Origin of the sequence: Paenibacillus vietnamensis (genome assembly GCF_020169515.1) — a bacterium.
Classification (GTDB): Bacteria; Bacillota; Bacilli; order Paenibacillales; family Paenibacillaceae; genus Pristimantibacillus; species Pristimantibacillus vietnamensis.
Map to the genome: position 1 here is coordinate 65704 of NZ_JAHMHW010000019.1, position 24198 is coordinate 89901.

Sequence of the window (24198 nt, forward strand, 5' to 3'; positions counted from 1 at the left end):
TGTTTTTTTGATTTGTACGAAACGAATAGAGGAATTATAATAATAAACGGTATCCTTATGCAGGGGTACCGTATTTTGCATGGCTTTGGAGGGGGTACTGATCGTGGCAGTTGAACAACAGCGTCTTCTCATATTCGCGGGCTCTTATGCCGAAGCGGAAGACAACGGCGTTTATGTGTATTCTTTTGACGAACAAACGGGTACATTAACTTTGACGGATGAGTTCTCCGGGCTCAAAAATCCGACATTCCTGAACGTGGATACGGAGCGTAGTCTGCTGTATTCCATTTCGGAGACGGTTAGCCCGGAAGGCAAGAAAGTAGGAGAGGCGGCGGCTTTCGCTATCGATGCCGCAAACGGGAAGCTGAGGCTCCTTAACCGTAAGGTTACCGTCGAATCGACAACCTGTCATATCCAGCGTGACGCTGCAAGCCGTTACTTGACGGTGACCAGCTATCATGGCGGAATGATCGGCTTGCTCGGGATCGGAGAGGACGGCGGCGTAGGCGAGCTGCTTGACGTCCGTCAGCATGAAGGTAGCAGCCGGCATCCCGAACGGCAGGACCGGCCTCATCCGCATTCCTCGTTCTACAGTCCTGACGGACGCTATTTGCTCGTATCAGACCTTGGTCTCGACCGTGTCGTCACGTATTCCGTGGACGAAGAGAAGCTGCAGCTTGTGAAGCGCAGCGAGGCCGTGCTGCATCCGGGCGCAGGTCCGCGCCATCTGACATTCCACCCGAACGGCAAATTTGTTTTTGTCATTAATGAGGTGGATTCGACGATTACTTCGTTTACATACGATTCGGACAACGGTCAATTGACGGAGGTCGAAACGGTAAGTACGCTGCCGGAAGGCTTACAAGAGGAAAACTCCTGTGCCGAAATCGCCATTTCTTCGGACGGGCAATTTTTGTACGGCTCCAATCGCGGACATGACAGCATCGTCGTCTTTGCGGTGGACGGACAGTCCGGACGATTGACGCTTGTCCAGCATATTTCCACCGAAGGCGGCCATCCGCGCCATTTCGCGCTGACGCCGAACGGACGGTACCTGCTCGCGGCGAACCGCGATTCCGACAATATCGTCACCTTCACCGTAGACCGCGAAAGCGGAAAGCTGGCTTATACCGGCCGGCAGGTTCGCGTGTCGAAGCCGGTGTGTCTGGTTCCGGTTTATATTTAATTATTCATAAGCTATGTAATGAAGAGGGGAATACAGAAGCGTGGCCACTAACGAAGACGATAAACCGAAACTGATCGCAACGAAAATTTTCAAATGCAAAAATCCGGAATGCAAAGCTTGGGTACGGGACGAATTTGCCGCCGAGGAGCAAGCCTGTCCGATCTGCAAAGGCCCTATGCTCAGAAGCATGCGGCATTTGCCTGCCGTTCAGAATAAGCCGAAGCGCCAGCCTAGAAAGCCGAAATCCGATTTTTAGCATGAAATCCCAATTCGCAGCTAGTTTGCGGTTGGGATTTTTTGCGCTGTAACGGGGTCACGCCCGTTTCCGATATGGTAGGATATAGATATCCTAACAAGACAGGACGGTTGCCCTGGATGTTCGTTTATTTTACTGCGCTGCTGACTGCAGCGGTCATCGTGCTGGCCAACAACCGCGGGAACGAAGCCAACCGCTGGGCGGCCTATTTTTTAGCGGGCGCTTCGGTTGGCGGCCTTAGCCATGTGCTGGCTGGGCGCGGCTTTGAACGGCTGCCGGAGGCCCTGCAATTTTTAAATTATACATTCACTCCTTGCGCGGTGCTGCTGTTTTGTATTTTGTATACGAGGCATCCAATGAGCAGAAGCGCCAAAAGGAAAATAAAGCTCGCGCTGCTGCTGCCGATGCTGCTGATGGCATTACTGGCGTATGCTCCCGGAACGGCTGTCCCGGAGAAAACGTTTTTTATCGCATTGCTGAGCTGGTGCGCACCCTATTATTTGATTTCATGTTATTTGCTGATCGTCTCCTGCTGGAGGGAGCGGGAGCCGGCGTTCAAGCGCAGCCGGATTATAACGACCGTCATCATTGTGCCGACGCTGCTCGGCGTCGTCATTTTTATTTACGCGGCGAAGGTATTCGTTCCGGAATTTGAGTTTTTCCGTTATATTTCGGTGTTTATGGCTTATTCGCTTGGCATTGCCGTATTGTGCGCCTTTATTTACGGAGTGCTCGGCGTGAAGGTGCGCTTTGAGCGGGATCCCCTCGAAGGGGCGATGAAGGCCGTCAATCTGGGCACAAGCTTGTTAAACCATACGATCAAAAACGAGATCGGCAAAATCGCGTTAAGCGCGGATAACGTGAAAGCGTCCATTGCCGAATCTGACGTGCTGCAGCAGGAGCAATTGCAGGTGATCGCCAATTCTTCCCGGCACTTGCTGGAGATGGTGGACCGGATGCACAGCCGGACGAAGGATATTTTGCTGAAGGAGGAGCCGGTAAGGCTCGATCTGCTGCTCGAACAATGCGTTTTGGGTCACAGGGACCGATTGGCGGGCAGCGGTATCGAGCTCAGGACAGTCTATCGGGTTAGGCCGACCGTCATTTGCGATCCGATCCACGTCAAAGAAGCCGTCGGAAATTTGATCTTGAACGCTGCTGAAGCGATGACGGCAGGCGGTTCGATCGACGCCGTGCTGGATAAGCATAAAGGCGGCGTAAGCCTGGCGATCGAAGATACCGGACCCGGCATTCCGGAAAGCCTGCTCGCTCATGTGTTCGAGCCGTTCGTAAGCGGCGGGAAGTCCGGCCGGAATTTCGGCTTGGGCTTATCGTATGTGTACAACGTCATGCGCAGAAGCGGAGGCAAGGCGGAGCTGCGGAACCGGCCGGAGGGCGGAGCGAGAGCCTCGCTGCTCTGGCCGAAGGCTAAAACGATGCCGTGATAAAAGGAGGAACCGGGATGAGCCATATCAAAGTGTTTATCGTCGAAGACGATGCGGACTGGATTAAGGCGCTAACCGCCTTTTTGAATCGCGAGGAGGACCTGCTGGTCGTCGGAACGGCCGCGAACTCGAACGAGGCGCTCAGCTTTGCGGGCTCGCTTTCGTTCGACGTGGTCCTGATGGATATCCAGCTGGAAGGCAGCAGGCTGGACGGCATTCATACGGCCATGCTGCTGCAGGAGCAATCATCCGCCAAAATTATTATGCTGACTTCGCTTAACGACGAGCGGTCGATGACGGAATCCTTTACGGCCGGCGCCGTCCAATATTTGGAGAAATCGCGGTTTCGGGAGCTGCCCCAGACGATTCGCAGCGCCTATCACCACCCTGCGCCGATGGAAGCGCTGCTTAAGGAGCTTGCCCGGCTGAAGCGCGAGGAGCAGCTTAAGGAACTGACGGCCGCCGAGCGGGAGGTGTTCGAATTGATCGAAGATGGCCATACGCAATCGCAAATCGAGCGTAAGCTGCATAAGGCCGAAAGCACGCTCAAAAATCAGATCAACAAAATGCTGAAAAAATTCGGCGTCAAAAGCAGCAAAGAAGCGGTAGAGAAGGTCAGGCGAAGGGGACTGTTCCACCCAGACGAGGATAAGTAAAAAACGGCTTGAGGAAGAGGGGGGTACTACAACGCGTAGTACCCCCTCTTCCTTTTGTCCCATAAAAGTTGGAACTGACGGAAGTGCGCCTTTCGGAGGTAAAATGCAGGTAGATAAAGGGGAGGTTGAAATGAACGACAGTCCGAAGGTGAACGGGGAGCCCGCCGTGTTGCTGATCGACGGCCATTGCATGCTGTGCAGCGGTATTACCCAGTTTGTAATAAAAAGAGACCCGCACGCACGCTTCCGGTTCGCTGCACTGCAATCGGAGGCCGGACAGAAGCTGCTGCTGGAAGGCAACCTGCCTCAAGACGATTTTCATACATTCGTCATGGTGGAAGACGGGCAGTATTATTTGAAATCGGAAGCTGCGCTCCGTGTGTTCCGCAAGCTGAAAGGATTTTGGCCGCTCCTCTACGCCTGCAGGGCGGTTCCGGTTTCCTGGAGAAACCGGGTTTATGACGCGATCGCTTACAACCGGAACCGCTTGTTCGGCAGGTCTGAGGAATGCTTGCTTCCGGGACCCGATATCAGGGCACGTTTCCTTAACGGCGGACATTAAAGAGTGGTAATAGGAGGACAAGACCGATGAGACAGAAGCCCATCTATGTCGAACTGGACATGAAAACGACTCTTCCCGAGCTTTGGGAGCATACGCAAAATCCGCAGCTTCACGAGCGCTGGGATTTAAGGTTTTCGGAAATCCGTTACTTACCGCGTACAGGCGCACAGGAGCCGCAATCCTTTCAGTATAAAACCCGGATCGGCTTCGGCTTGTCGGTCGCCGGCACCGGGAAGACGTTTACCCCGAGGCTGCAAAAAACGTCCGAAAAATTATCCGTGTTAGCCTTCGATTCGAAGCAGCCGATTTCCCTGATCCGCGAGGGCAGCGGCTTCTGGAAATACGTGCAGAACGGAAGCGGGATTTCTTTTTTAACCGTATTCGATTATCGGACGCGCTTTGGATTGGCGGGGCGGCTGCTCGACCGGCTCGTATTCAGGCCGCTGTTCGGCTATGCGACGGCTTGGAGCTTTGACAGGCTGCGCATTTGGCTTGAGCACCGGATTCCACCGGCCGTAATTGCTGAAAGGGCGCTGGTTCATTACGCCTGTGTCCTGGCGCTCGCACTGCTGTGGTGCTATCAGGGCTTGGTGCCGAAGCTGATGTTTCCCGAAGCAGGCGAGCTGACGTTATTGCGGCGAGTAAGCTGGATTGGCGGGAATGAGCTTGGAATGCTTCGTCTGCTTGGCTGCGCGGAGATCGTGATCGGCATTCTGAGTGCATTTTTGCATCGGAGCGGCCTGATGGCCGCGCTTCAGGCGGCGGCACTGCTGCTTCTGACGCTGCCTGCGCTGCTATTTGCCCCGGAGCTGCTCCGGGCTCCTTTTAACCCGGTCACGCTGGCCGTTCCGATGCTTGGCTTTATCGCAATCGCCCGTCTCACCTGCCGACATTTGCCGGATGCCGGGAGATGCAAGCGTAAACCGGAAAAAAGAAAGAAAGGAGGCATACCGCATGGCATCGATTTACGAGCGGATGCTCGGTCAGGACTTCGCTAAGCTTCATCCCCGCATCCGGCAGCGCTTCGGAATTAGCAGCGGGGATGGGATTGCCTCCGTCGGCTGCGGCGAGATGCAGCGGATCTGGTACAACAAGCTGGCGGCCGTTCCCTTGTATATCGGGACGTTCCGTCATATCATGTTTCCGCAAAGGGGCGGCAATATCCCGTTTTCAATCGAAAATTACGCCTACCGGGACCGCTTCGGCCGCGAAACGGTCAGCTGGATCCGGAAGTTTAAATTTCCCGGTGCGGTGCGCCATTTTGATGCTACGATGATCTACAGCGAGGAACGGGAGCGGATCGTCGATTATTTGGGCAACAAGCAGCATTTAGCGGTCGATCTTGAAGTAAGCGCGTCTCCGGAAGGCGGAATTCGGATCCGTTCGGGCGAACAGCGCTTCTATGAGGGGTTCCTTCAATTCCGGTTCCCAAGGCTGCTGACCGGCAGTGCGGATGTACATGAATGGTACGACGAGCATGAGGAGCGGTATAAAATTACGGTTGATGTGCAAAGCCCGATTCTCGGTCCGGTGTTTCGATACGAAGGCGTCTTTCAAGCCGATTTTATCCCCGTGAAGCAAGAAGCGATACCGATAGGCATTAAGCCTCTCAGGGAGGAGAGGAGAGAATAACCGGGTGCTGCCGGATATTCCTTTTTGTCAGTTTTCATAGCCGCGTTGTATAATAGAATTTAATGCCGGAAAGTGGACCGAACACGATGGCCCTCTCACCGGACAGCCGCATGAGGAAACGGAGCATACGACGCGATGAAAAAATTTAAAAAGTTTTATATAGAGACGACCAGCATCTGCAATCTTTCCTGTACCTTCTGCCCGCCGACACAGCGCGCGAAAGGGTTTATCAGCATCGAGGATTTCAAAAAAACGCTGGATCAGGTGAAGCCTCATACCGACTATATTTATTTTCACGTCAAGGGCGAACCGCTGCTGCATCCTAAAATCGACGAGCTGCTGGATATTAGCCACGAGAAGGGCTTTAAGGTGAATATCACCTCCAACGGCACGCTGATCTCGAAAAACAAAACCAAGCTTCTGAACAAGCCTGCGCTTCGCCAAATGAATTTTTCGCTGCACAGCTTTGACGGCCACCCGGGCTCGGAGGATAAAGCGGGATATTTGGCTGACATCCTGTCGTTTGTGAATGAAGCGGTCGCTTCTTCGAACATTATTATTTCGTTCCGGCTGTGGAACCTCGACATGGATAACGAAACGAACCAGCAGAGACAAAAAAACCGGGAGCTGCTCGGCATGATCGAGGAGGCCTTCGGCCTCGACTACAAAATCGATGAGAAATTTATCCCGGGCTCTGGCGTCAAAATCGCGGACCGCATCTATTTGAACCAGGATCCCGAATTTAAATGGCCGGATTTGAAGGAGCCCGAGGACGACGGCAAAGGCTTCTGCTACGCGCTGCGCAATCAGGCCGGCATCCTGATCGACGGCACGGTCATTCCGTGCTGCCTGGATGGGGAGGGCGTCATTAACCTTGGCAACATCCATCACGACCATTTCTCCGATATTATTGAGAACGAAAGGTCGACGAAGCTGTACGAGGGCTTCTCGAGGCGGGTCGCGGTCGAGGAGCTGTGCCGCAAATGCGGCTACCGCCAGCGTTTCGGCTGAAGCGAAGAGCCGCTTGCAAATAAACCCCTGCCGCGAATTTTGTCGGTTCAGGGGTTTTGTGATATGATTTGAGACGAGCTGGAAATATATAAATCTATCATTCCAGTAGATAGGAGAGGAAGCGACTTATGGATTTTTTAACAATGTTAAAAGCGATTATTTTGGGCTTGGTGGAAGGTCTGACCGAGTTCGCGCCCGTCTCCTCGACCGGACATATGGTTATCGTCGACGGTATGTGGCTGAAATCGGAGCAGTTCCTGGGCAAGTATGTGGCGAATACGTTCAAAATCGTCATCCAGCTGGGCTCGATTCTGGCCGTCATCATTTTGTTCCGGAACCGGTTCATTGAGCTGCTCGGACTCAACTTCGGCCGGAAGACGGCGGATGCCGCCGGCGCTACGTCAGGCAAAAAGCTCAAGCTTACCCATGTGCTGGTCGGCCTTCTTCCTGCGGGGGTGTTCGGCTTGCTGTTCGAAGACTTCATAGACGAGCATCTATTCTCGGTTCAGACCGTATTAATCGGTCTTGTCATCGGAGCGGTGCTCATGATCGTCGCGGACAGGCTGAGACCGGCCAAGCCGAAGACGGAATCGGTGGATCAGATTACATATAAGCAGGCGCTGAGCATTGGCCTCTTTCAATGCTTGTCCTTATGGCCGGGCTTCTCCCGGTCGGGCTCGACGATTTCCGGCGGCGTCCTGCTCGGCATGAGCCATCGCGCGGCGGCCGACTTTACTTTCATTATGGCCGTTCCGATTATGGCCGGAGCGAGTACGCTCTCGCTTCTGAAAAATTGGGAGTATTTCACGCTGGAGGATTTGCCGTTTTTTATTGCGGGATTTGTTAGCGCCTTTGTTTTTGCCATCATTTCTATCCGCTTCTTCCTGAAGCTGATCAACAAAATCAAACTGGTCCCTTTTGCGATATACCGGATCGTGCTTGCCGCCATTATCTATATCGTTTATTTTTAAAAAAGAAAACGGCCTGTATCCTTGACGGATGCGGGCCGTTTTGCTGTTTTACCGGCAGGGAGGGTAGGGCATGATGTTCGCAATTTCGCCAAAGGTGTAATGGAAGGTGGCAAATTGGCTACCGTACAAGTATTGAAGCAGAAAAATTTGTCCGTTGTCGACGCTGCACAGAACGCCGGATACGCCTTGGCCGTTGCGCAGCGAGACGCCTACCGGACGGCCGATGTAATATCCGGCCATTTGTCCGATCGGATCGGCCGATGGAAGCGGGCCGGGGGCTGGGGTCAGCATGCAGAATCATCCTTTCTTTGTTGAAAAGTGCCTACAACAGCATATGCGGCTGCCTAACCGGCGGCACCCCGTTTTTGCGACTCGTAAATGCCGGCCCGGCCTGAGAATAGAAAGCTGACGATGCAGCCGAGAAACAGGTATACCGCTCCGTCCGCTCCGAACAGCTCAATGCCCATAACAAAGCAGGCGATTGGAGTTTTCGCCGCTCCGCCGAACACGGCAACGAGACCGACCGCCGCGAGCAGCGGCACGGAAACGGAAAGCAAGCCGCCAAGCGCGCTTCCGAGCGCTGCGCCGATGACGAATAACGGCGTGACCTCGCCGCCCTGAAAGCCGGCTCCAAGCGTGATAGACGTGAATATTGTCTTGAGCAGAAAGTCAAGCGGCGAAGCCGCTTCCTGAAAGGAATGCTGCAGAAGAGGCAGGCTTAATCCCAAATAATCCCTTGTTCCAAGCAAATAGACGAGCGCGATAATGATGACGCCGCCGGCTGCGCTTCTAAGCGGAGGCGATACGAGCCACCGGCCGAACCACGCCTTCAGCCGCCGTGTGAGCTGCACGAACAGCATGGCGGCCAGTCCGAACAGGATCGATGCCAGAATCAATTTGACGAGCAAGGAAACGCTGAGCGGCGGAATCTGCTCCATCGAATAATGGATATGCCTGATGCCCCACGCAGTCGTAACGAGATGGCCCGTATAACTGGCGATAAAGCAGGGCAGCAGCGCTTCATAGCTGAGCAGTCCTATCGCCAGCACCTCCAGTCCGAACAGCGTTCCGGCGAGCGGCGTACCGAAGACGGAGCCGAAGCCTGCGCTGATGCCGCACATCAAAATGATTTTCCGGTCGGGGGCAGCAAGCCGGAACGCCTTGCCGGCGGCCTCGGCCAGACTGCCGCCCATTTGCACCGCCGTACCTTCGCGGCCTGCAGAGCCTCCGAGCAAATGCGTCACTAACGTGCCGGACAGAACGAATGGCGCCATGCGAAGCGGGATGGCGCCGCCGCCGTTATGAATTTGTTCAATGATGAGATTGTTTCCGCGGCCGGCTTCTTTGCCGGCTTTCAGATAGATGAAGCTGACAAGCGCTCCTCCGGCGGGCAGCAGCCAGAGCAGCCATGGATGCGCGACGCGCGCTGCCGTCACCCATTCCAGACCGGCCAAAAACAAAGCGGAGGCCGAGCCCGCCAAAATACCTGTGACGCCTGCGATAAGAAGCCATTTGGATGAAAATTTGAGCAGTCCCGTCAATAAAATCTCTCCTTTATACGCGCAAACAAAAGACTCCTACCAGCACAAAAAAGACTGGTAGGAGTCATTAGCGTATTTACGCGGTTATGGCGAACTCCATCGCCGTTTAATCTTATTTATTATATTTTATGGCATATGCGGCGGTCAACCGGGAGGGCGGTATACTCTCAATAATATTGGAGAACGCCCCTGCATTCGACAGCTGCGGATGAATTTCGACGGCGTTCAAGTCGACGAATTATTTATAACGGATATTAATAAATATGTCGAAAATGACATGCTATATGAGACCAATTTTGAAAAAACAAATAAAATCAACACGAACTAAAGTGATGGAAATTCGCTTGCCGCATTTTATAAATAAATCTTATATAACATATCGAGTGCGGAGCATAAACCGCTTAATTGCCTACGATATGGGAGGATATGGGAGGATTTAAATGAATAGTCCCGGTCACCCCCTCTCTGCCTATGTGAGCCTTTTATTTGCTGAATTATCATTCAATTCTGGAAATGACCTCGATGGGAATAGATGTTAGCCTTATAAGTGTTCCAAAACAAAACGAAACGAAAGGAGATGGGAATACGTGAGGAAAGCTTTTGCCGTATTGGTGGCAGTGCCAATGCTGCTGGCATCGGCATGCGGAAACAACGGGGGAGATACAGATACGTTAACGCAAGCAAAAAAACAGGGGTACATAACCGTAGGATTTGCGAATGAAAGACCGTATGCGTACAAGGATGAGAACGGGAATTTGACCGGCGAAGCCGTCGAAATCGCAAAGGTCATATTGGAAAGGCTGGGCGTAAAGGAGGTAAAAGGAGAGCTGACGGAGTTCACCTCGCTTATTGCCGGGCTGCAGGCGGAGAGGTTCGACATGATAACAGCCGGGATGTTTATAAACGAAGATCGATGCAAGGCCGTCAAATTCGCGGATCCGGAATACAGCATCGGAGAAGCGCTGGCCGTAAAAGCGGGTAATCCGCTCGGTTTAACAAGTTATACTGCGATTGCCGGTCAGCCGGAAGTGAAGGTAGCCGTCATGGCTGGCGCAGTTGAAGTCGATTATTTGAAGGCGTCCGGTGTAAAGGAAGAGCAAATGCTGCAGGTTCCCGATCAGGATGCGGCGGTCAGCGCGCTGCAATCCGGCAGGGCGGATGCGATGACGATGACCGGTCCCGCCTTGCAGTCGAGACTTGAAGCGGCGGGCGACAGCAGTCTGGAGCGAGTTGCCGAATTCGAACAGCCGCTGGTGGAGGGGAAGAGCGTACGGGGGTATGGCGCTACCGCTTTCCGCTTATCCGACGAAGCCTTTCAGGCGGCGTACAATGCCGAGCTAAGCAAAATGAAGGAATCGGGCGAGCTGCTGGACATTTTACAGCAATTCGGCTTTACGGAGCAGGAGCTGCCGCAGGACGCCACGGCCGAACAGCTTTGCGGTGGATAAGATGAACGCTCCTTGGCTCGATTGGCTGCCTATGCTGCTGGACGGAACCCTCATTACGATCCAGGTCGCTTTATTATCGGCAGTCGTGTCGATTGTTTTATCTGCGTTGGCAGGATTAGGCAGCTTGTCCCGATATGCCGTCGTCCGGTTGATTTCAAGAGCCTATGTGGAGCTTTTTCGTGCCTGCTCCTTGCTTGTTCTGCTGTTTTGGGTTTATTTTGCACTGCCTTTTCTGCAGATCGAGCTATCCAAGCTGATGGCGGGCGTACTGGCTATCGGATTGAATATCGGGGCGTACGGAGCGGAAATTGTCAGAAGCTCGGTTTCGGCGGTGTCCGGCGGTCAGCGTGAAGCGGGCATCGCCCTGAATTTATCGGGAACGCAGCGTATGCTTCGCGTTATCTTGCCTCAGGCAGCCGTGAGGATGGTTCCGCCCTTCGGCAATCTGATGATCGAGCTGCTGAAATCGACGTCACTTGTATACTTCATTACGCTATCCGATCTGACCTACGAAGCGATGGTGCTTCGGAACAATTATTACGTCTGGACGCCTTATATTTTCGGCCTGCTTCTGTTGATCTATTTTTTGATTTCCTCCTGCATCTCACTCGTATCCCGCTTGCTTGAGCGCAGGCTGGCCGTTTGGAGGTGAATCAAAAGTCATGTGGGACTCCGAATACGCCGCCCAGCTTCTGCCAGCTTTTTTGCCGGCTTTTGCCGTTACGATCGGCGCGACGATTACGGGCTTCATGCTCGCGGTGCTGTTCGGTCTGCTGTTTGCCATAGCGGGACGCTCTGCTGCGGCGCCGGTCAGATGGGCTTCGCGGTCCGTCGTCGAATTTATCCGAAGCACCCCGCTTCTGGTGCAAGCCTTCTTTCTCTATTACAGCGTACCGATGCTTACCCCGGTTGCCATGCCGGCTTTTGCAACAGGCGTATTGGCACTCGGACTCCATTACGGGACCTATATGTCCGAAGTATTCCGTTCCGGAATCGACGCGGTCCCGCGCGGACAATGGGAGGCATCGACAGCCCTGCACTTATCAAAACGAAAAACATGGATTTCCGTTATTTTGCCGCAGGCGATTCCTCCGGTCATTCCGGTGATGGGCAATTATTTGATCGTCATTTTTAAAGAGACGCCGACTCTGATGGCTATTACGCTTGTCGAGCTGCTGCTGACGGCCAAGACGGAGGCTTCGGCGACCTATCGCGTATTCGAGCCTTATACGATTGTGGGTCTGCTGTTTTTGGCGGTTAGCTTAATCTTTTCGCTAGGGATTCGCAGGTTGGAGAAAAAATGGTCATTTGGACGAGAGAATGAGAAGGGAGGACTACGGTGATCACTCAAATCGAGAAGCAATGGTACGACGAATCTGCCGAAAATGAAGCAGGCCATGCATTGTCGCCAAGCCTCAGGCCGGCTGGAGGGAAGCCGATCGTACGCTTCCGCTCGGTCCGCAAAAGCTTCGGAGAGCTGCCTGTTCTGAAAGGAATAGATCTGGATATTTATCCGGGCGAGAAAATCGCTTTGATCGGTCCGAGCGGCTCTGGAAAAACAACGCTGGGCCGGATGCTGATGACGTTGGAGGAGCCGACGGCAGGAACGATTCTGATCGATGGCGAACCCTTGTGGGCGATGGAGAAGAACGGAAAACCGGTCCGTGCGAACGAAAAGCATTTGCAAAAAATGCGAGGCAAAGTGGGGATGGTTTTTCAGCACTTTCATTTATTCCCGCACATGAGCGTGCTGAAAAACGTAACCCTCGCTCCGCGCTCCGTCTTGAAGCTGTCCAAGGAAGAGGCGGAGGAGCTTGCGGTCGCCATGCTGCGGAAGGTAGGTCTTGAAGATAAGCTGCATGTGTATCCTTCCCAGCTGTCCGGAGGGCAAAAACAACGGGTGGCAATCGCCCGGGCATTGGTGATGCAGCCTAAAATTATGGTGTTCGACGAGGTAACCTCGGCGCTCGACCCGGAGCTTGTCGGCGAAGTACTGAGCGTCATCAAAGAAATCGCCAAGGAAGGTCAAATGGCGATGCTGCTGATTACCCACGAGATGGAATTTGCAAGAGAGGTGGCGGATCGCGTCATTTTCGGTGCGGAAGGGCTGATCGTGGAGGAAGGCAAACCGGAGCAAATTTTTACGAATCCCCGGAGCGAACGGCTTCAGGCTTTTTTACAACGATTTCTTTAAAAGGCCGGTGCGCTTGGAGTTCAGACATCGGGAGGTGAAGACAATGAAGGTCCATTTTACGGACCGTTTGGAAATTCGGTCTGCCGAAGCCAAAGACGGATCGGCCGTTTGGCAGCTCGTCAAGGAAGCCGGTACGCTCGATGTGAACTCGCCGTATTGCTACATTATGCTTTGCGATATTTTCCGGGATACGTGCGCTGCGGCCGTCATCGGCGAGGAGCTGGTCGGATTTATGTCGGGCTACCGCAGACCGGACCGGCCGGATACGCTGTTCATTTGGCAGGTGGCCGTCCATCGGAAAGCAAGGGGGCGCGGGATAGCCAAAGCGATGCTGAACGAACTTTTGAACCGGGAGGAGCAGCAAGCCGTCAAGTATGTTGAGGCGACGATCGGTCCTGCCAATACGGCGTCGAGAAGGCTTTTCTCGGGTTTTGCGGCCGACAAGGGGGCACAGTGCCGCATAACGGAGAAATACGGGCCGGAGCTGTTTCCTTCCGGCGCTTCTCATGAGCCTGAACTGATGTTTCGGATCGGGCCCATGAGGAGAGAAGAAACGCGAATATAAAATAGGGAGGTATTGCTGTGAATGAATCGATGAACAAACCGGACGGCATGCATGTGTTTAACCAGCTGGAATCCGAGGTGCGGAGCTACTGCCGCAGCTTTCAAACGGTATTCGCAACAGCAAAAAACGCTGTGATCCGCGATGTCCATGGCAAAAGCTATATCGATTTTTTTGCCGGTGCGGGAGCGCTGAACTACGGGCATAACAATGACCGCATTCGCATGAAGCTCGTCGAATATTTAATGGCCGACGGCGTCGCCCACAGCCTGGATATGGCTACGAAAGCGAAGGAGACTTTTCTTCTGGCGTTTTCCCGCACGATTTTAGAGCCGCGAGGGCTGCGATATAAGATCATGTTTCCGGGACCGACCGGTACCAATTCGGTGGAAAGCGCTCTGAAGACGGCCCGCAAAGTAACGGGGAGGACGAATGTCATCTGCTTTACGAACGCGTTTCACGGCATGTCGCTTGGATCGTTATCGGCAACAGGCAACCGGTTTAAACGAAGCGGAGCGGGTATGCCTTTAGCCGGAACGACGTTTATGCCCTACGACCGTTATTTCGGACCCGGGATCGACACCTCCGACATGCTCGAAAAGCTTCTGGACGATCCCGGCAGCGGCGTTGATCTTCCGGCGGCCGTCCTGCTGGAGACGCTTCAAGGCGAAGGCGGATTAAACGTTGCTTCCGAGGATTGGTTAAGGAAGGTGGAAGCGATTTGCCGCAAGCGTCAAATCTTGCTGATCGTCGACGATGTTCAGATGGGCTGCGGCCGAACCGGCACTTTTTTCAGCTTCGAAACCTCCGGCATTCAACCGGATATCGTATGTTTATCCAAGTCGATCGGCGGTTACGGCCTTCCGTTAGCCTTAACCTTGATCAAGCCGGAATTTGACGTTTGGAGCCCTGGCGAGCATAACGGAACGTTCCGCGGAAACAATTTGGCTTTTGTTGCCGCAACCGAAGCGCTCCGCTATTGGGAGTCCGCAGCGTTTCAAGATGAGATCAAGAAGAAGTCCGCCATCATTCATGCGTGTTTAAGCAGGCTGGCTGCGGAGCACCCGGAGGCCATCGCCGAACGGAAAGGGAAAGGCTTCATTCAAGGACTTGCTTTCCGTACTCCGGAGCATGCTGCCCTGCTGTGCAAGGAAGCTTTTAAAAACGGGTTGATCATGGAAACGTCCGGTGCGCACGACGAGGTGGCGAAGCTGATGCCGCCGCTCACGATTGATCAGAACGCGCTGAAGCAGGGTCTGGCGATATTGGAACAGTCGCTTGGAAACGTGTTGAAGCGGGAGAAGCTCGAAAAGCCAGCGGAGTTAGTAAAGGCGGGGGCTCAAGTTTCTTGACGAAGGTTGTCCAAATCTAGTTGAAACGGAAGGTGAATAGCTTGATCGTTAAACATTTGACCGACGTGATTCATTCGAAGGACGATATCGATACCAAAACCTGGAACGCCAGACGATTGTTGCTGAAGAAGGACGGCATGGGATTTTCCTTGCATGATACCGTCATTAAAGCCGGGACGGAAACGCTGATTTGGTACCGGAACCATGTCGAGGCCGTTTATTGCATCGAGGGCGACGGCGAAATTGAAGTGATCGGCGGACCTACCTACCCGATTACGGCAGGCACCTTGTATGCGCTGGATGGACATGAGAAGCACCTGCTGCGGGCAAACCGCCAAATGAGAATGGTCTGCGTATTTAATCCGCCTCTTACGGGCGCTGAAGTTCACGATGCAGATGGCGTATATCCGCTTGTGGAATCCAATTCATAGAACAAGGAGAGATAGCCGATGAATCCGATGATGAATACCGATATGACCGTTAAAACGAATTCCGCCGATAAGTATCCGTCCCGGGTAAGCGAACAACCTGCATTTATAGAACGGAAGGACCCCGTGCTGTATACGAGATGGTCGGAGGAGAGTCCGCTGAGCAAGGAGCAATCCGAATTTTATGAGAAAAACGGATACCTGGTGCTGGACCGTTTTTTCTCCGAAGACGAAATTGCCGAATGGCGAACGGAGCTAAGACGACTTAACGAGGTCCATCGCCTGGATGAGGCTGAGCACGTCATCCTTGAACCGGGCAGCAGGGAGGTCCGTTCCATCTTCGCCATTCACGCTCATAACGAAGTGTTCAAGCGGCTGGCCAATCATCCCAGACTGAAGTCGATCGCCGCTTACCTTCTAGGCTCCGAGGTCTACGTCCATCAATCCCGCATTAATTACAAGCCAGGCTTTACGGGCAAAGAATTTTACTGGCATTCCGATTTCGAAACCTGGCATGTTGAGGACGGGATGCCTTCCATGCGGGCGTTCAGCTGCTCGATCGCGCTCGAAGACAATTTTGTGCATAACGGACCGTTAATGGTCATACCAGGCTCGCATAATCAATTTATATCCTGTGTCGGAAAAACGCCGGATAATCATTTCAAGCAATCGCTGCGGCGTCAAGAGTACGGGGTGCCGGATCCGGAAAGCCTGGAGCGGCTGAGCAAGGAAGGCGGGATCGAAACGATTGTCGGGAAGGCCGGCTCGATTGTCATTTTTGACTGCAATACGATGCACGGCTCGAACAGCAACATTACTCCCGACCCGAGAAGCAATGTGTTCCTCGTATACAACAGCGTCGAGAACCGGCTGCAGCCGCCGTATTCCGGCCAACAGCCAAGACCACGGTATATTGCGACCCGGGAGTAACGAATGAATGCACTTCTGCTGATCGCTTCTATTATTGGAATCAATATTGCATATGTATCCCTGTTTACGCTGCGTCTCATCTTCTCCATTAAGGGAAGAAGAGGCGCAGCCTCCTTATTGGCCATGCTGGAGGTGTTCATTTATTTGGCCGGCTTGAATCTTGTCCTTCAAAACCTGTCCAATCCTCTGAATATGCTGGCTTATTGCTTGGGCTTTGGGGCCGGCGTCTATTTGGGCAGCCGGATCGAGGAATATATGGCGCTAGGGTATTCGGTCGTACAGGTGATCGCCGACTCCGTTGAAACGAAGCTCCCGGACAAGCTCAGAAGCCATGGTTATGGCGTTACCTCCTGGGCAGGGGAAGGACGGGACGGCAAACGCCTCGTCATGCAGGTGCTTGTAAAAAGAAGCAATGAAAAGAAGCTGCTGGACAGCATTGCGCTGGAAGCTCCGCGCGCTTTCGTCATCTCCCATGAGCCGAGGCATTTTAAGGGCGGCTTCTGGACCAAAATGATTGAAAGATAACCTCCAATTCTTTGACTTATGACTACTCGAAATGATATATTTGAGTGTATGCTTAGTAGAGGATCTGCACAAACGGCTGCGTGCTTGCACGCAGTCGTTTGTGCCTGTTATATGGAGGCAAGCGAGAGTGAACAATTATCCGTTTGAGTTTGACCCGAAGCAATCATTTATTCAGCAGGCGAGCGATTGGATCGCGGACGTTTTTTATGAGAAGCTGCCGGAAGCCGGCTTCGAAGTGCGTGACGAGCAAATCTACATGGCCTTTCAACTGGAGCGGGCATTCGCCGAGAAGCAGACGATTTTCGCGGAAGCGGGCGTAGGAACGGGCAAGACGCTTGTCTATTTGCTGTACGCGATCTGTTATGCGCGTTATACGAGAAAGCCGGCGATCATCGCTTGCGCGGACGAGTCCCTGATCGAGCAGCTCGTCAAGCCGGAAGGCGATGTCGCGAAGCTGGCCCGCCACCTCGATCTGGTCATCGATGCGCGGATGGGCAAATCCGCCGATCAATATTTGTGCTTGAACAAGCTCGACGATGCGCGTGCCGGTCTTGACGATGCAGAGCTGTATGACCGCATTTCCCGCGAGCTGCCCGGCTTCGTTAACCGGCCGGACTCGCTGCAAAGCTTTTATCCTTACGGCAACCGCAAGGATTATCCGAGCCTGACCGACGAGCAGTGGAGCCGCGTCGGCTGGGACGTATTCCAGGACTGCCTCGTCTGCGACCGCAGGCACCGCTGCGGACAGACGTTATCCCGCGATCATTACCGCAAGGCGGCAGACATTATTATTTGCTCCCACGATTTCTATATGGAGCATGTCTGGACCTATGAGGCCCGTAAGCGCGAAGGGCAGCTTCCGCTGCTGCCCGAGCACAGCTCCGTCGTGTTCGACGAAGGACATTTGCTCGAAACGGCTGCGCAGCAGGCGCTGACCTACAAGCTGAACCATAACGTATTCGAAGGTATCGTGGCGAGGCTGCTGCAGGATGAAATCCGTGAATCGCTAGCGTTAGCCGTAGAGGATGCGATTACGCAAAGCGAATATTTGTTCCGCCTCATTGGCAGGCAAAGCATAAGCGTGCCCGGCTCGAGCCGCAAGGAGCTCCGTTGGAGCGACGAGCTGCTGCGCGAAATTAACAGGCTGCAGGACTGCTTGTCCGTCATCGAAGAAGAGCTCGTATTTGAGAGCGGCCTGTACACGATTGACACCTACCAGCTCAAAATCGTCGAGGAGCATTTGGAAATGATCCAATTTGCGCTTTCCTTGTACAAGAGAGAGGACAAGCCGATTACGTGGGTATCGCAGGAGCAGGACAGCCTTTCTCTCGTCATTATGCCGAAGTGGGTAAAGGAAGTGCTGAAGGAGCAGGTTTTCTCCCGGAAAATGCCGATCGTTTTTTCTTCCGCTACTTTGTCGGTCGAAGGCTCGTTCCGTTATATGATGGATATTTTGGGCATGGAAAACGCTTTGAGTTTCTCTGTCGCTTCCCCCTACGACTACAAGGATCAAATGCGGGTGCTTGCCCCGGAAGAGGGTAGGCGGCTGAACACGGATGAGAAGCTGTCGGAAATCGGCAGGCTGCTGAAGCAAAACGGCGGCAGGTCGTTAATTTTGTTTCCGGCCATGGAGCAGCTCGAAGCGTTCAGAAGTGCATGGGAAAATGTACCGGAGTCGGCCGGGCTTACGTTCTATTATGAAGGATCGGGCGAAATCAGCCATTTGATCGAACGGTTTCAGACCGAGGAGGAAAGCGTGTTGTGCGCGGTAACGCTATGGGAGGGCTTGGACATTCCGGGACCTTCCCTGTCGCAGGTCATCGTATGGGAGCTTCCGTTTCCGCCAAACGACCCGGTGTTTGCGGCCAGAAGGCAGGACGCAAGCTCGCCTTTCGAGCAGGTCGATATGCCTTACATGCTGCTTCGGTTAAGGCAGGGAATCGGACGATTAATCCGGACCCGGGAGGACAGCGGCACGGTCGCGATTTTCGGGGAGCGGCTAAACGATGCGGAGGTTCGTGCTCAAATCGCCGGCCTATTGCCGGAATACGTAACGATGGACAAGCTTTAAAACAGATCTGTGTGAGAAGAAGGGGAGGACCCCCTTCTTCTTTTTTTTGATCTGTTACTCTGATGATATCTTTCATTCACTATGGTTGTGGTTTAGAGCTTGTCGCTTTCGGCAAAAATAGGAATTATTCGACATCGTTCTACATGATTCTGCCAATGAAGGGGCGTTACTTTTGATGATTTCCGATATGTTAAATAGGCCAGACTGGTCCGTCGTTCTCCAGGCCATTGTAACGCTGGCGGTCCCTTTGGCGCTTACCTGGGTTTTTCATTGGATCAATAAACCCGGAAAAGAGTGATCAACTTGAACGGCAGCCTTGCCATTAATCTAGACCGGCTGAGACCGCTTACGGAGCCATACGCGGATATGGTCATCCGCGAGTTTGCGCTTGGCAGCTCCGGAGTAGCTGCGGCAATTGTGTTTGTAACTCCGCTCGCGGATAGGGACTTGATCGAACAGCATATTATGAGACCGTTAATGTCGATTTCGGCCGGACCTTCCGAAGTGACGAAGCATTATTTGCAAAACCGGGTGCTCGCTGTCAGCCAGCTGTCGGTAACCGATACGGCAGAGCAGCTTTTGTCCAAGGTATTGACGGGCTGCACCGCTATACTGGTCGATGGCATGACTGAAGCTTTCCTGATCGGGACAACAACGAGCAAAACCAGAAGCATTGAGGAGCCGATATCCGAGGCGCTCGTCAGAGGCCCGCGGGCAGGCTTTAACGAATCGTTGTCCGATAATGTTTCACTGCTGAGGAGCCAGGGAGAAAATCCTGGCTTGTCCCTCATCAAGCTTCAAGTAGGCAAGCAGGCGAAAAAAAGTCTGATCATCGCCTACATGATGGATATTGCGAATCCCGAGCTGGTTGCCGAAGTGCGCAGACGGGTCGAAAAAATAAATATCGATAACGTAGCGGAATCCGGCTATGTGGAGCAATTAATCGAGGATCACTATTTGAGTCCGTTTCCTCAAGTCCAAAGCACGGAGCGGCCTGACCGCGTCATGGGGGCGTTGATGGAGGGAAGGGTCGCCATTTTACTGGACGGCACGCCGTTTGCTTTAATCGCTCCGGTTACCTTCAGCATGCTGCTGCAGTCTCCGGAGGATTATTACGATCGCTGGATTGCCGGCACCCTGCTGCGGATGCTTCGTTTTCTCGCGGCATTCGTTTCCTTGCTGGCGCCGGCGTTGTACGTATCGTTTATTTCGTTTCATCCGGGCCTCATTCCGACAAAGCTTGCGATAACGATCGTCGGGGCCAGAGTGGGCGTTCCCTTCTCCTCATTGGTCGAGGCTCTCATAATGGAGGTTTCGATTGAGATTTTGCGGGAAGCAGGCTTGCGGCTACCTAAGCCGATCGGACCGGCGATGGGCATCGTCGGAGGCCTGATTATCGGCGAGGCCGCGGTACAGGCCGGAATCGTCAGTCCGATTCTTGTTATCGTCGTAGCGGTGACGGCCATTTCTTCGTTCGCCATCCCTCAATACAATGCCGGAATTTCGCTGAGGATGCTGCGATTCGTCGCGATGTTCTGTGCCGCAATGTTCGGCATGTACGGCGTCATCCTGTTTGTTCTTTTCCTTTGCGCACATCTTGTTAAGCTGAAAAGCTTCGGAGTCCCGTACGCAAGTCCGGCCGTGCCGTACCGTCCCGGTGACTGGAAGGACTTTTTTGTCCGGGCACCGTTATCCATGATGAGAACAAGACCTAAGCTGTTAGGGAGTAAGAACAAAAAACGGCAAGGAAATGAATCACGTTAGAAAAGGAGCGGGCGGCGATGATAAACGAAAAGGATCAAATTACGACGATTCAGGTTGCCGTTATCGTTGTAAATGCCATGCTCGGCTCCGGAATTCTTACGCTGCCCAGATCCTCGGCCACGCTCGTTCAAACGCCTGACGTGTGGATTTCCGTATTGCTCGGAGGTCTGCTTGCTATGATCGCCGGAGTCGTGATGGCCGTTTTGGCGAAGCGGTATCCCGGACAAACGGTGTTTCAGTTTAACGGACGCATTTTAGGGAAATGGATCGGCGCATTGGTCAGTTTGATGTTCGTCGTTTATTTCTTTATGACGGCTGCCTACCAGGTTCGGATCGTCACAGAGGTAACAAGTTTGTTTTTGCTGGAAGGGACGCCTAACTGGGCAATCATTATGGTGTTTATGTGGGTCAGCCTTTATTTGATGACGGGCGGGATCAATCCGATAGCCAGGCTGTTCGAAATGATTTTGCCGGTTACGATCCTTATTTATTTGCTCGTTATGTTAATGGCATTAAATATTGTCGAGGTTAATAATCTTAGACCGGTGCTCGGAGATGGAATTGCACCTGTTTGGAAAGGAATTAAATCGACTGCATTATCTTTTCTGGGCGTTGAAACGATTCTCATCTTGACTGCGTTCATGAAACGGTCCGAGCAAGCTGTAAAAGCGGTTGTGTACGGAGTTGCTGTCCCGATGGCATTGTATTTAATTACAGTCGTTGTCGTCATCGGAGCGCTAAGCGTTGACGGGGTTGTGACCAGGACGTGGCCGACGCTCGATTTAATTCGCAGCTTCGAATACACCGGTCTTATCTTCGAGAGGTTTGAATCTTTATTTTTGGTTATATGGATTATGCAGATTTATTCCACCTACACGATTTCTTTTTATGCCGCGGCTTTGGGTCTTGCCCAGCTCTTTAACCGCCCTGTTGCGCAGTGCCTTTACGGATTGCTGCCGATCGTGTTCATCATATCAGTCACGCCAAAGGATTTGACGGCATGCTTTGCTTTTGGAGATTTGCTCGGACAGAGCTCCGCTTTTATTTTCGGATTGATACCTTTCTTTTTATTGTTGATTACACGGGTGAGGAAAGGAAAAAGCGGATGAAATACGAAAAAAACGGATTCCGCCGGCTGCTAATCGTCTTGTCCATCGTCAGTCTGCTGCTGCTAACGGGCTGCTGGAGCAAGGATGAAATCGAGGATCTTAGTCTCTATGTCGGGCTAGCTCTGGACGAAGAGCATAAAACGAAGCTCGAGCATAAGCTCGATAAATTCTCTATAAGAAAAGAGAAAGAAAATATACTTACGCTGACCGTGCAAGTCGTAGACAAGCAAAATGAAGACAAAGGCCAAAGCCAAGGGAGTATGAGGGACCCCAGTAAAAAAGCATATTTGAATATTTCCCAGACGGGAAATTCCATCTTTGAAATGATGCGGGATTATGCGACGCAGCTGGAGCGTCCGGTCGTCGGCCATCATCTGAAGGTCATCGTAATCAACGAACAGTTGGCTCGCCGTTATAGTTTACCGCAGCTGCTTGACTTTTTCTTAAGGGATAACGATATCAGGCAAAATTGCGCCGTGTTTATGTCAAACGGCTTGGCGCGCAACACAATGGAGGCAAAAGGGAATACGATCGTTCCTGCTTTCAGGCTGCTGGGCATGATGGATAACCGCTACCGGACTCTCAAAATTATTCCTCCTGTAAGACTCTATCATTTGGAAGCGAAAATGCATGCCAGAGCCAGTTATCTGCTTCAGAATGTGACGGCGGCGGAGGGAGAGGTCCATATGTCGGGAGCGGCGGTCATTGACGGAAAAACGCAAAAATTCAAAGGAACGTTAAATGAAGCCGAGCTGCTTGGCATTACATGGCTAAGAGGGGACGGAAAGGGCGGTCTTATCAAATGCACAGACCCGGAAACGAATCTACCGGTTACATACGAGCTGAAATCGATGAAAAGCAAAATCCGTTCGAAGGTGGCCGGAAATCAGATCAGCTTTGACGTTCAAATCGAGACGGAAGGCCGGATTATCGAGGACTGGAGCATGAACAGCTCTCCGATCGACGAGGCGTTTATCGAACGAGTCGAGCAATCGGGGAGTGAAATGGTGTCGAAGCTGATTAAGCAGGCGCTGGCAAAAATTCAGAAGAACTACAAAACGGACGTCGTCGGCTTCGGAACCCGCTTGCATATTGAGCATCCCAGACTGTGGAAGCAGATGAAGGAAAATTGGGATGAGCGTTTTGCCGACATTCCGATTACCTATTCGGTCAAGTTAAACATAACGGAAACGGGAACGGAGAAAAGCCATTAAGGCGCGGGAAAATTGCTGCCGAGATGGCTTTTTTCGCGATCAATAAATTGCGTGAAATACATATTTCACGCAATTTGCGTTTTAAGCTTCTTTTCAGCTATGATGTAGGAGCTTGGGCTGAATGTTTTTGATGATGAAATGGAAGGATTTGGGGGTGTGGTATGGCTCAAAGGCGGCATGAAGTGTCCGAGCATTACGGCGAGGAGCTTGGACTTTTTTCGATATGGATGAAAAACAAAGGGATGACGAAGTCGACGCATCAGGCGTATATGAACGACGCTGCTCATTTTCTGCATACAGTCTATCCTGCGTCTACGAGGCAGCTGACGAAGCTCGACGTCATGCGTTTTCTGTCCGATTGCCGGGAGCGGGGCGCCGGGGATGAAACCCGCAACCGCAAGCTTTCGGCGCTGCGGTCCTTCTTCAAGGCACTCATCGAAATGGAGCACCAGGATACGAATCCGGCGGCGCTCATTGCAAAATCGAAGCAGGAAAAAAACAAAATACCTGTGTATTTGGAGGAAAATGAGCTGGAGGCGCTGTTAGAGGGCATCCAGGGAAAATATTATCGGCGCAATGCGGCAATCGTGCTGTTAATGGCTTATGCCGGTCTTCGCGTCGGCGAGATTCACCGGATGAATGTACATGATCTGCGGCGGGACGGCTCGATTCATATTTTGGGCAAAGGCCGGAAATGGCGCGTCATTCCGCTTCCCGAACCGATCAATGAGGTGCTGCAGGAGTCGCTCGCGGAGCGGAGGGAGGCGCGGCAGGGAAAGGAGCAGCCGTTTTTCGTTTCCCAATTTGGCAGAAGACTGTCTATCCGGATGATCCAGACGATCGCCGATGAAATGATCAAGCTGCTAAAGGAACAAATGCCGTCGCTGTCCAATAAGCGGCTATCGAGCCATAAGCTCCGCCATTCATTTGCGACAATGCAGATCCGGAGCGGTACGGATATCCGGACGCTGCAGGAGCTGCTTGGCCACGCAAGCATCGAGACGACGCAAATTTATACCCATATCGATAATCAGCAGCTGCGGACGGCGATGAATAACATTTCGGGGAAAATTCCGTCCTTCCTCAAAAATAAGTCTACATAATAATAGTTATGTAAACAAATGATCGAGATCTACGTGATCCAATTAGTGGAAGTACCCGTTTTCGACTTTTAGAATACATAACAATAATTATGTAAACTAAATGCGTGGAATGGCTGGCTCAGTCCACGTCAAGAAACGGGTATTGTTGGAAATACTGAAAAAAAGATGACCCCCGTACTGTAAGAGGGCACTGAAAAACTTTCGTTTTTAAAATATGTAAGTACATCTCAAATGAAAA

Annotated in this window: 25 protein-coding genes and 1 riboswitch; of the genes, 23 read left to right on the plus strand and 2 right to left on the minus strand. The window is 52.6% G+C overall.

The features are described from left to right. The first annotated feature begins 79 nt into the window (after positions 1–79). From KP806_RS23530 to KP806_RS23570, 9 genes are all read left to right on the plus strand, one after another. Entirely contained in the window at positions 80–1186 is a 1107-nt protein-coding gene (locus KP806_RS23530; protein WP_397376428.1) for a lactonase family protein, read from the plus strand. A gap of 40 nt (positions 1187–1226) precedes the next feature. After that, positions 1227–1442, plus strand: coding sequence for a cold-inducible protein YdjO-related protein (locus KP806_RS23535; RefSeq protein ID WP_224726198.1), 216 nt, complete (start codon positions 1227–1229; stop codon positions 1440–1442). A gap of 119 nt (positions 1443–1561) precedes the next feature. Then, on the plus strand, positions 1562–2887 hold the full coding sequence (locus tag KP806_RS23540; protein WP_224726199.1) for a sensor histidine kinase: 1326 nt from the start codon (positions 1562–1564) through the stop codon (positions 2885–2887). A 17-nt stretch (positions 2888–2904) separates the two neighbouring features. Next, on the plus strand, positions 2905–3543 hold the full coding sequence (locus KP806_RS23545; protein ID WP_224726200.1) for a response regulator transcription factor: 639 nt from the start codon (positions 2905–2907) through the stop codon (positions 3541–3543). 103 nt (positions 3544–3646) lie between these two features. After that, positions 3647–4105, plus strand: a complete 459-nt coding sequence (locus KP806_RS23550; protein WP_397376429.1) for a thiol-disulfide oxidoreductase DCC family protein — start codon at positions 3647–3649, stop codon at positions 4103–4105. Positions 4106–4131: 26 nt separating this feature from the next. Then, complete coding sequence (locus tag KP806_RS23555) at positions 4132–5103, plus strand: DoxX-like family protein (RefSeq protein WP_224726201.1); 972 nt, start codon at positions 4132–4134, stop codon at positions 5101–5103. After that, positions 5060–5737, plus strand: a complete 678-nt coding sequence (locus tag KP806_RS23560; protein ID WP_224726202.1) for a DUF4166 domain-containing protein — start codon at positions 5060–5062, stop codon at positions 5735–5737. The genes KP806_RS23555 and KP806_RS23560 overlap by 44 nt, the downstream gene beginning before the upstream one ends. 135 nt (positions 5738–5872) lie before the next feature. Then, the gene (locus tag KP806_RS23565) at positions 5873–6748 is read left to right on the plus strand and encodes a radical SAM/SPASM domain-containing protein (protein ID WP_224726203.1); all 876 of its coding nucleotides are present in this window, start codon (positions 5873–5875) and stop codon (positions 6746–6748) included. Positions 6749–6876: 128 nt separating this feature from the next. Continuing rightward, positions 6877–7719 (plus strand): undecaprenyl-diphosphate phosphatase, encoded by an 843-nt coding sequence (locus tag KP806_RS23570; protein WP_224726204.1) that lies wholly within the window; start codon positions 6877–6879, stop codon positions 7717–7719. A gap of 48 nt (positions 7720–7767) precedes the next feature. Here KP806_RS23570 and KP806_RS23575 read toward each other — a convergent pair whose 3' ends face one another. Both KP806_RS23575 and KP806_RS23580 read right to left on the minus strand, forming a co-directional pair. Next, positions 7768–8010: a hypothetical protein gene (locus tag KP806_RS23575; RefSeq protein WP_224726205.1), complete on the minus strand. Its 243-nt coding sequence runs from the start codon at positions 8008–8010 to the stop codon at positions 7768–7770. A 53-nt stretch (positions 8011–8063) separates the two neighbouring features. Next, positions 8064–9260 (minus strand): voltage-gated chloride channel family protein, encoded by a 1197-nt coding sequence (locus KP806_RS23580; RefSeq protein WP_224726206.1) that lies wholly within the window; start codon positions 9258–9260, stop codon positions 8064–8066. Between the two features lie 51 nt (positions 9261–9311). Further along, positions 9312–9373, minus strand: a riboswitch (Fluoride riboswitch). Positions 9374–9847: 474 nt separating this feature from the next. Here KP806_RS23580 and ehuB point away from each other — a divergent pair. From ehuB to KP806_RS23650, 14 genes are all read left to right on the plus strand, one after another. Beyond that, complete coding sequence (gene ehuB, locus KP806_RS23585) at positions 9848–10708, plus strand: ectoine/hydroxyectoine ABC transporter substrate-binding protein EhuB (protein WP_224726207.1); 861 nt, start codon at positions 9848–9850, stop codon at positions 10706–10708. Position 10709: 1 nt separating this feature from the next. Further along, complete coding sequence (ehuC, locus tag KP806_RS23590; RefSeq protein ID WP_224726208.1) at positions 10710–11360, plus strand: ectoine/hydroxyectoine ABC transporter permease subunit EhuC; 651 nt, start codon at positions 10710–10712, stop codon at positions 11358–11360. 10 nt (positions 11361–11370) lie between these two features. Beyond that, on the plus strand, positions 11371–12051 hold the full coding sequence (ehuD, locus tag KP806_RS23595) for an ectoine/hydroxyectoine ABC transporter permease subunit EhuD (protein ID WP_224726209.1): 681 nt from the start codon (positions 11371–11373) through the stop codon (positions 12049–12051). Between the two features lie 59 nt (positions 12052–12110). Next, entirely contained in the window at positions 12111–12902 is a 792-nt protein-coding gene (gene ehuA, locus KP806_RS23600; RefSeq protein ID WP_263575856.1) for an ectoine/hydroxyectoine ABC transporter ATP-binding protein EhuA, read from the plus strand. A gap of 43 nt (positions 12903–12945) precedes the next feature. Further along, positions 12946–13467, plus strand: coding sequence for a diaminobutyrate acetyltransferase (gene ectA, locus KP806_RS23605; protein ID WP_224726210.1), 522 nt, complete (start codon positions 12946–12948; stop codon positions 13465–13467). Positions 13468–13514: 47 nt separating this feature from the next. Further along, positions 13515–14816, plus strand: coding sequence for a diaminobutyrate--2-oxoglutarate transaminase (gene ectB, locus KP806_RS23610; RefSeq protein WP_224726224.1), 1302 nt, complete (start codon positions 13515–13517; stop codon positions 14814–14816). 41 nt (positions 14817–14857) lie between these two features. Next, positions 14858–15247 (plus strand): ectoine synthase, encoded by a 390-nt coding sequence (locus KP806_RS23615; protein ID WP_224726211.1) that lies wholly within the window; start codon positions 14858–14860, stop codon positions 15245–15247. Positions 15248–15265: 18 nt separating this feature from the next. Then, positions 15266–16174 carry an ectoine hydroxylase gene (gene thpD / locus KP806_RS23620; RefSeq protein WP_318153786.1) on the plus strand — a complete coding sequence of 303 codons (909 nt, stop codon included), beginning with the start codon at positions 15266–15268 and terminating at the stop codon, positions 16172–16174. Positions 16175–16177: 3 nt separating this feature from the next. Beyond that, complete coding sequence (locus tag KP806_RS23625) at positions 16178–16699, plus strand: DUF2179 domain-containing protein (protein WP_224726212.1); 522 nt, start codon at positions 16178–16180, stop codon at positions 16697–16699. Between the two features lie 127 nt (positions 16700–16826). Continuing rightward, positions 16827–18770: an ATP-dependent DNA helicase gene (locus KP806_RS23630; protein ID WP_224726213.1), complete on the plus strand. Its 1944-nt coding sequence runs from the start codon at positions 16827–16829 to the stop codon at positions 18768–18770. A gap of 294 nt (positions 18771–19064) precedes the next feature. Beyond that, a complete protein-coding gene (locus KP806_RS23635) occupies positions 19065–20534 on the plus strand; it encodes a spore germination protein (protein WP_397376430.1) in 1470 nt (489 codons plus the stop codon). Positions 20535–20551: 17 nt separating this feature from the next. Continuing rightward, positions 20552–21643, plus strand: a complete 1092-nt coding sequence (locus KP806_RS23640; RefSeq protein WP_224726215.1) for a spore germination protein — start codon at positions 20552–20554, stop codon at positions 21641–21643. Then, on the plus strand, positions 21640–22857 hold the full coding sequence (locus KP806_RS23645) for a Ger(x)C family spore germination protein (RefSeq protein WP_224726216.1): 1218 nt from the start codon (positions 21640–21642) through the stop codon (positions 22855–22857). Before KP806_RS23640 ends, KP806_RS23645 begins: the two co-directional genes overlap by 4 nt. Before the next feature lie 161 nt (positions 22858–23018). Further along, positions 23019–23960, plus strand: a complete 942-nt coding sequence (locus tag KP806_RS23650; protein ID WP_224726217.1) for a tyrosine-type recombinase/integrase — start codon at positions 23019–23021, stop codon at positions 23958–23960. The last annotated feature ends 238 nt before the right edge of the window (positions 23961–24198 follow it).

Excerpts from the sequence above, each read along its gene's own strand:
- KP806_RS23530 (WP_397376428.1), top strand. The coding sequence starts at position 80 with ATGGCTTTGGAGGGGGTACTGATCGTGGCAGTTGAACAACAGCGTCTT.
- KP806_RS23540 (WP_224726199.1), top strand. The coding sequence starts at position 1,562 with ATGTTCGTTTATTTTACTGCGCTGCTGACTGCAGCGGTCATCGTGCTG.
- KP806_RS23545 (WP_224726200.1), top strand. The coding sequence starts at position 2,905 with ATGAGCCATATCAAAGTGTTTATCGTCGAAGACGATGCGGACTGGATT.
- KP806_RS23550 (WP_397376429.1), top strand. The coding sequence starts at position 3,647 with ATGCAGGTAGATAAAGGGGAGGTTGAAATGAACGACAGTCCGAAGGTG.
- KP806_RS23555 (WP_224726201.1), top strand. The coding sequence starts at position 4,132 with ATGAGACAGAAGCCCATCTATGTCGAACTGGACATGAAAACGACTCTT.
- KP806_RS23560 (WP_224726202.1), top strand. The coding sequence starts at position 5,060 with ATGGCATCGATTTACGAGCGGATGCTCGGTCAGGACTTCGCTAAGCTT.
- KP806_RS23565 (WP_224726203.1), top strand. The coding sequence starts at position 5,873 with ATGAAAAAATTTAAAAAGTTTTATATAGAGACGACCAGCATCTGCAAT.
- KP806_RS23570 (WP_224726204.1), top strand. The coding sequence starts at position 6,877 with ATGGATTTTTTAACAATGTTAAAAGCGATTATTTTGGGCTTGGTGGAA.
- KP806_RS23575 (WP_224726205.1), bottom strand. The coding sequence starts at position 8,010 with ATGCTGACCCCAGCCCCCGGCCCGCTTCCATCGGCCGATCCGATCGGA.
- ehuC (WP_224726208.1), top strand. The coding sequence starts at position 10,710 with ATGAACGCTCCTTGGCTCGATTGGCTGCCTATGCTGCTGGACGGAACC.
- ehuD (WP_224726209.1), top strand. The coding sequence starts at position 11,371 with ATGTGGGACTCCGAATACGCCGCCCAGCTTCTGCCAGCTTTTTTGCCG.
- ectA (WP_224726210.1), top strand. The coding sequence starts at position 12,946 with ATGAAGGTCCATTTTACGGACCGTTTGGAAATTCGGTCTGCCGAAGCC.
- ectB (WP_224726224.1), top strand. The coding sequence starts at position 13,515 with ATGCATGTGTTTAACCAGCTGGAATCCGAGGTGCGGAGCTACTGCCGC.
- thpD (WP_318153786.1), top strand. The coding sequence starts at position 15,266 with ATGAATCCGATGATGAATACCGATATGACCGTTAAAACGAATTCCGCC.
- KP806_RS23625 (WP_224726212.1), top strand. The coding sequence starts at position 16,178 with ATGAATGCACTTCTGCTGATCGCTTCTATTATTGGAATCAATATTGCA.
- KP806_RS23640 (WP_224726215.1), top strand. The coding sequence starts at position 20,552 with ATGATAAACGAAAAGGATCAAATTACGACGATTCAGGTTGCCGTTATC.
- KP806_RS23645 (WP_224726216.1), top strand. The coding sequence starts at position 21,640 with ATGAAATACGAAAAAAACGGATTCCGCCGGCTGCTAATCGTCTTGTCC.
- KP806_RS23650 (WP_224726217.1), top strand. The coding sequence starts at position 23,019 with ATGGCTCAAAGGCGGCATGAAGTGTCCGAGCATTACGGCGAGGAGCTT.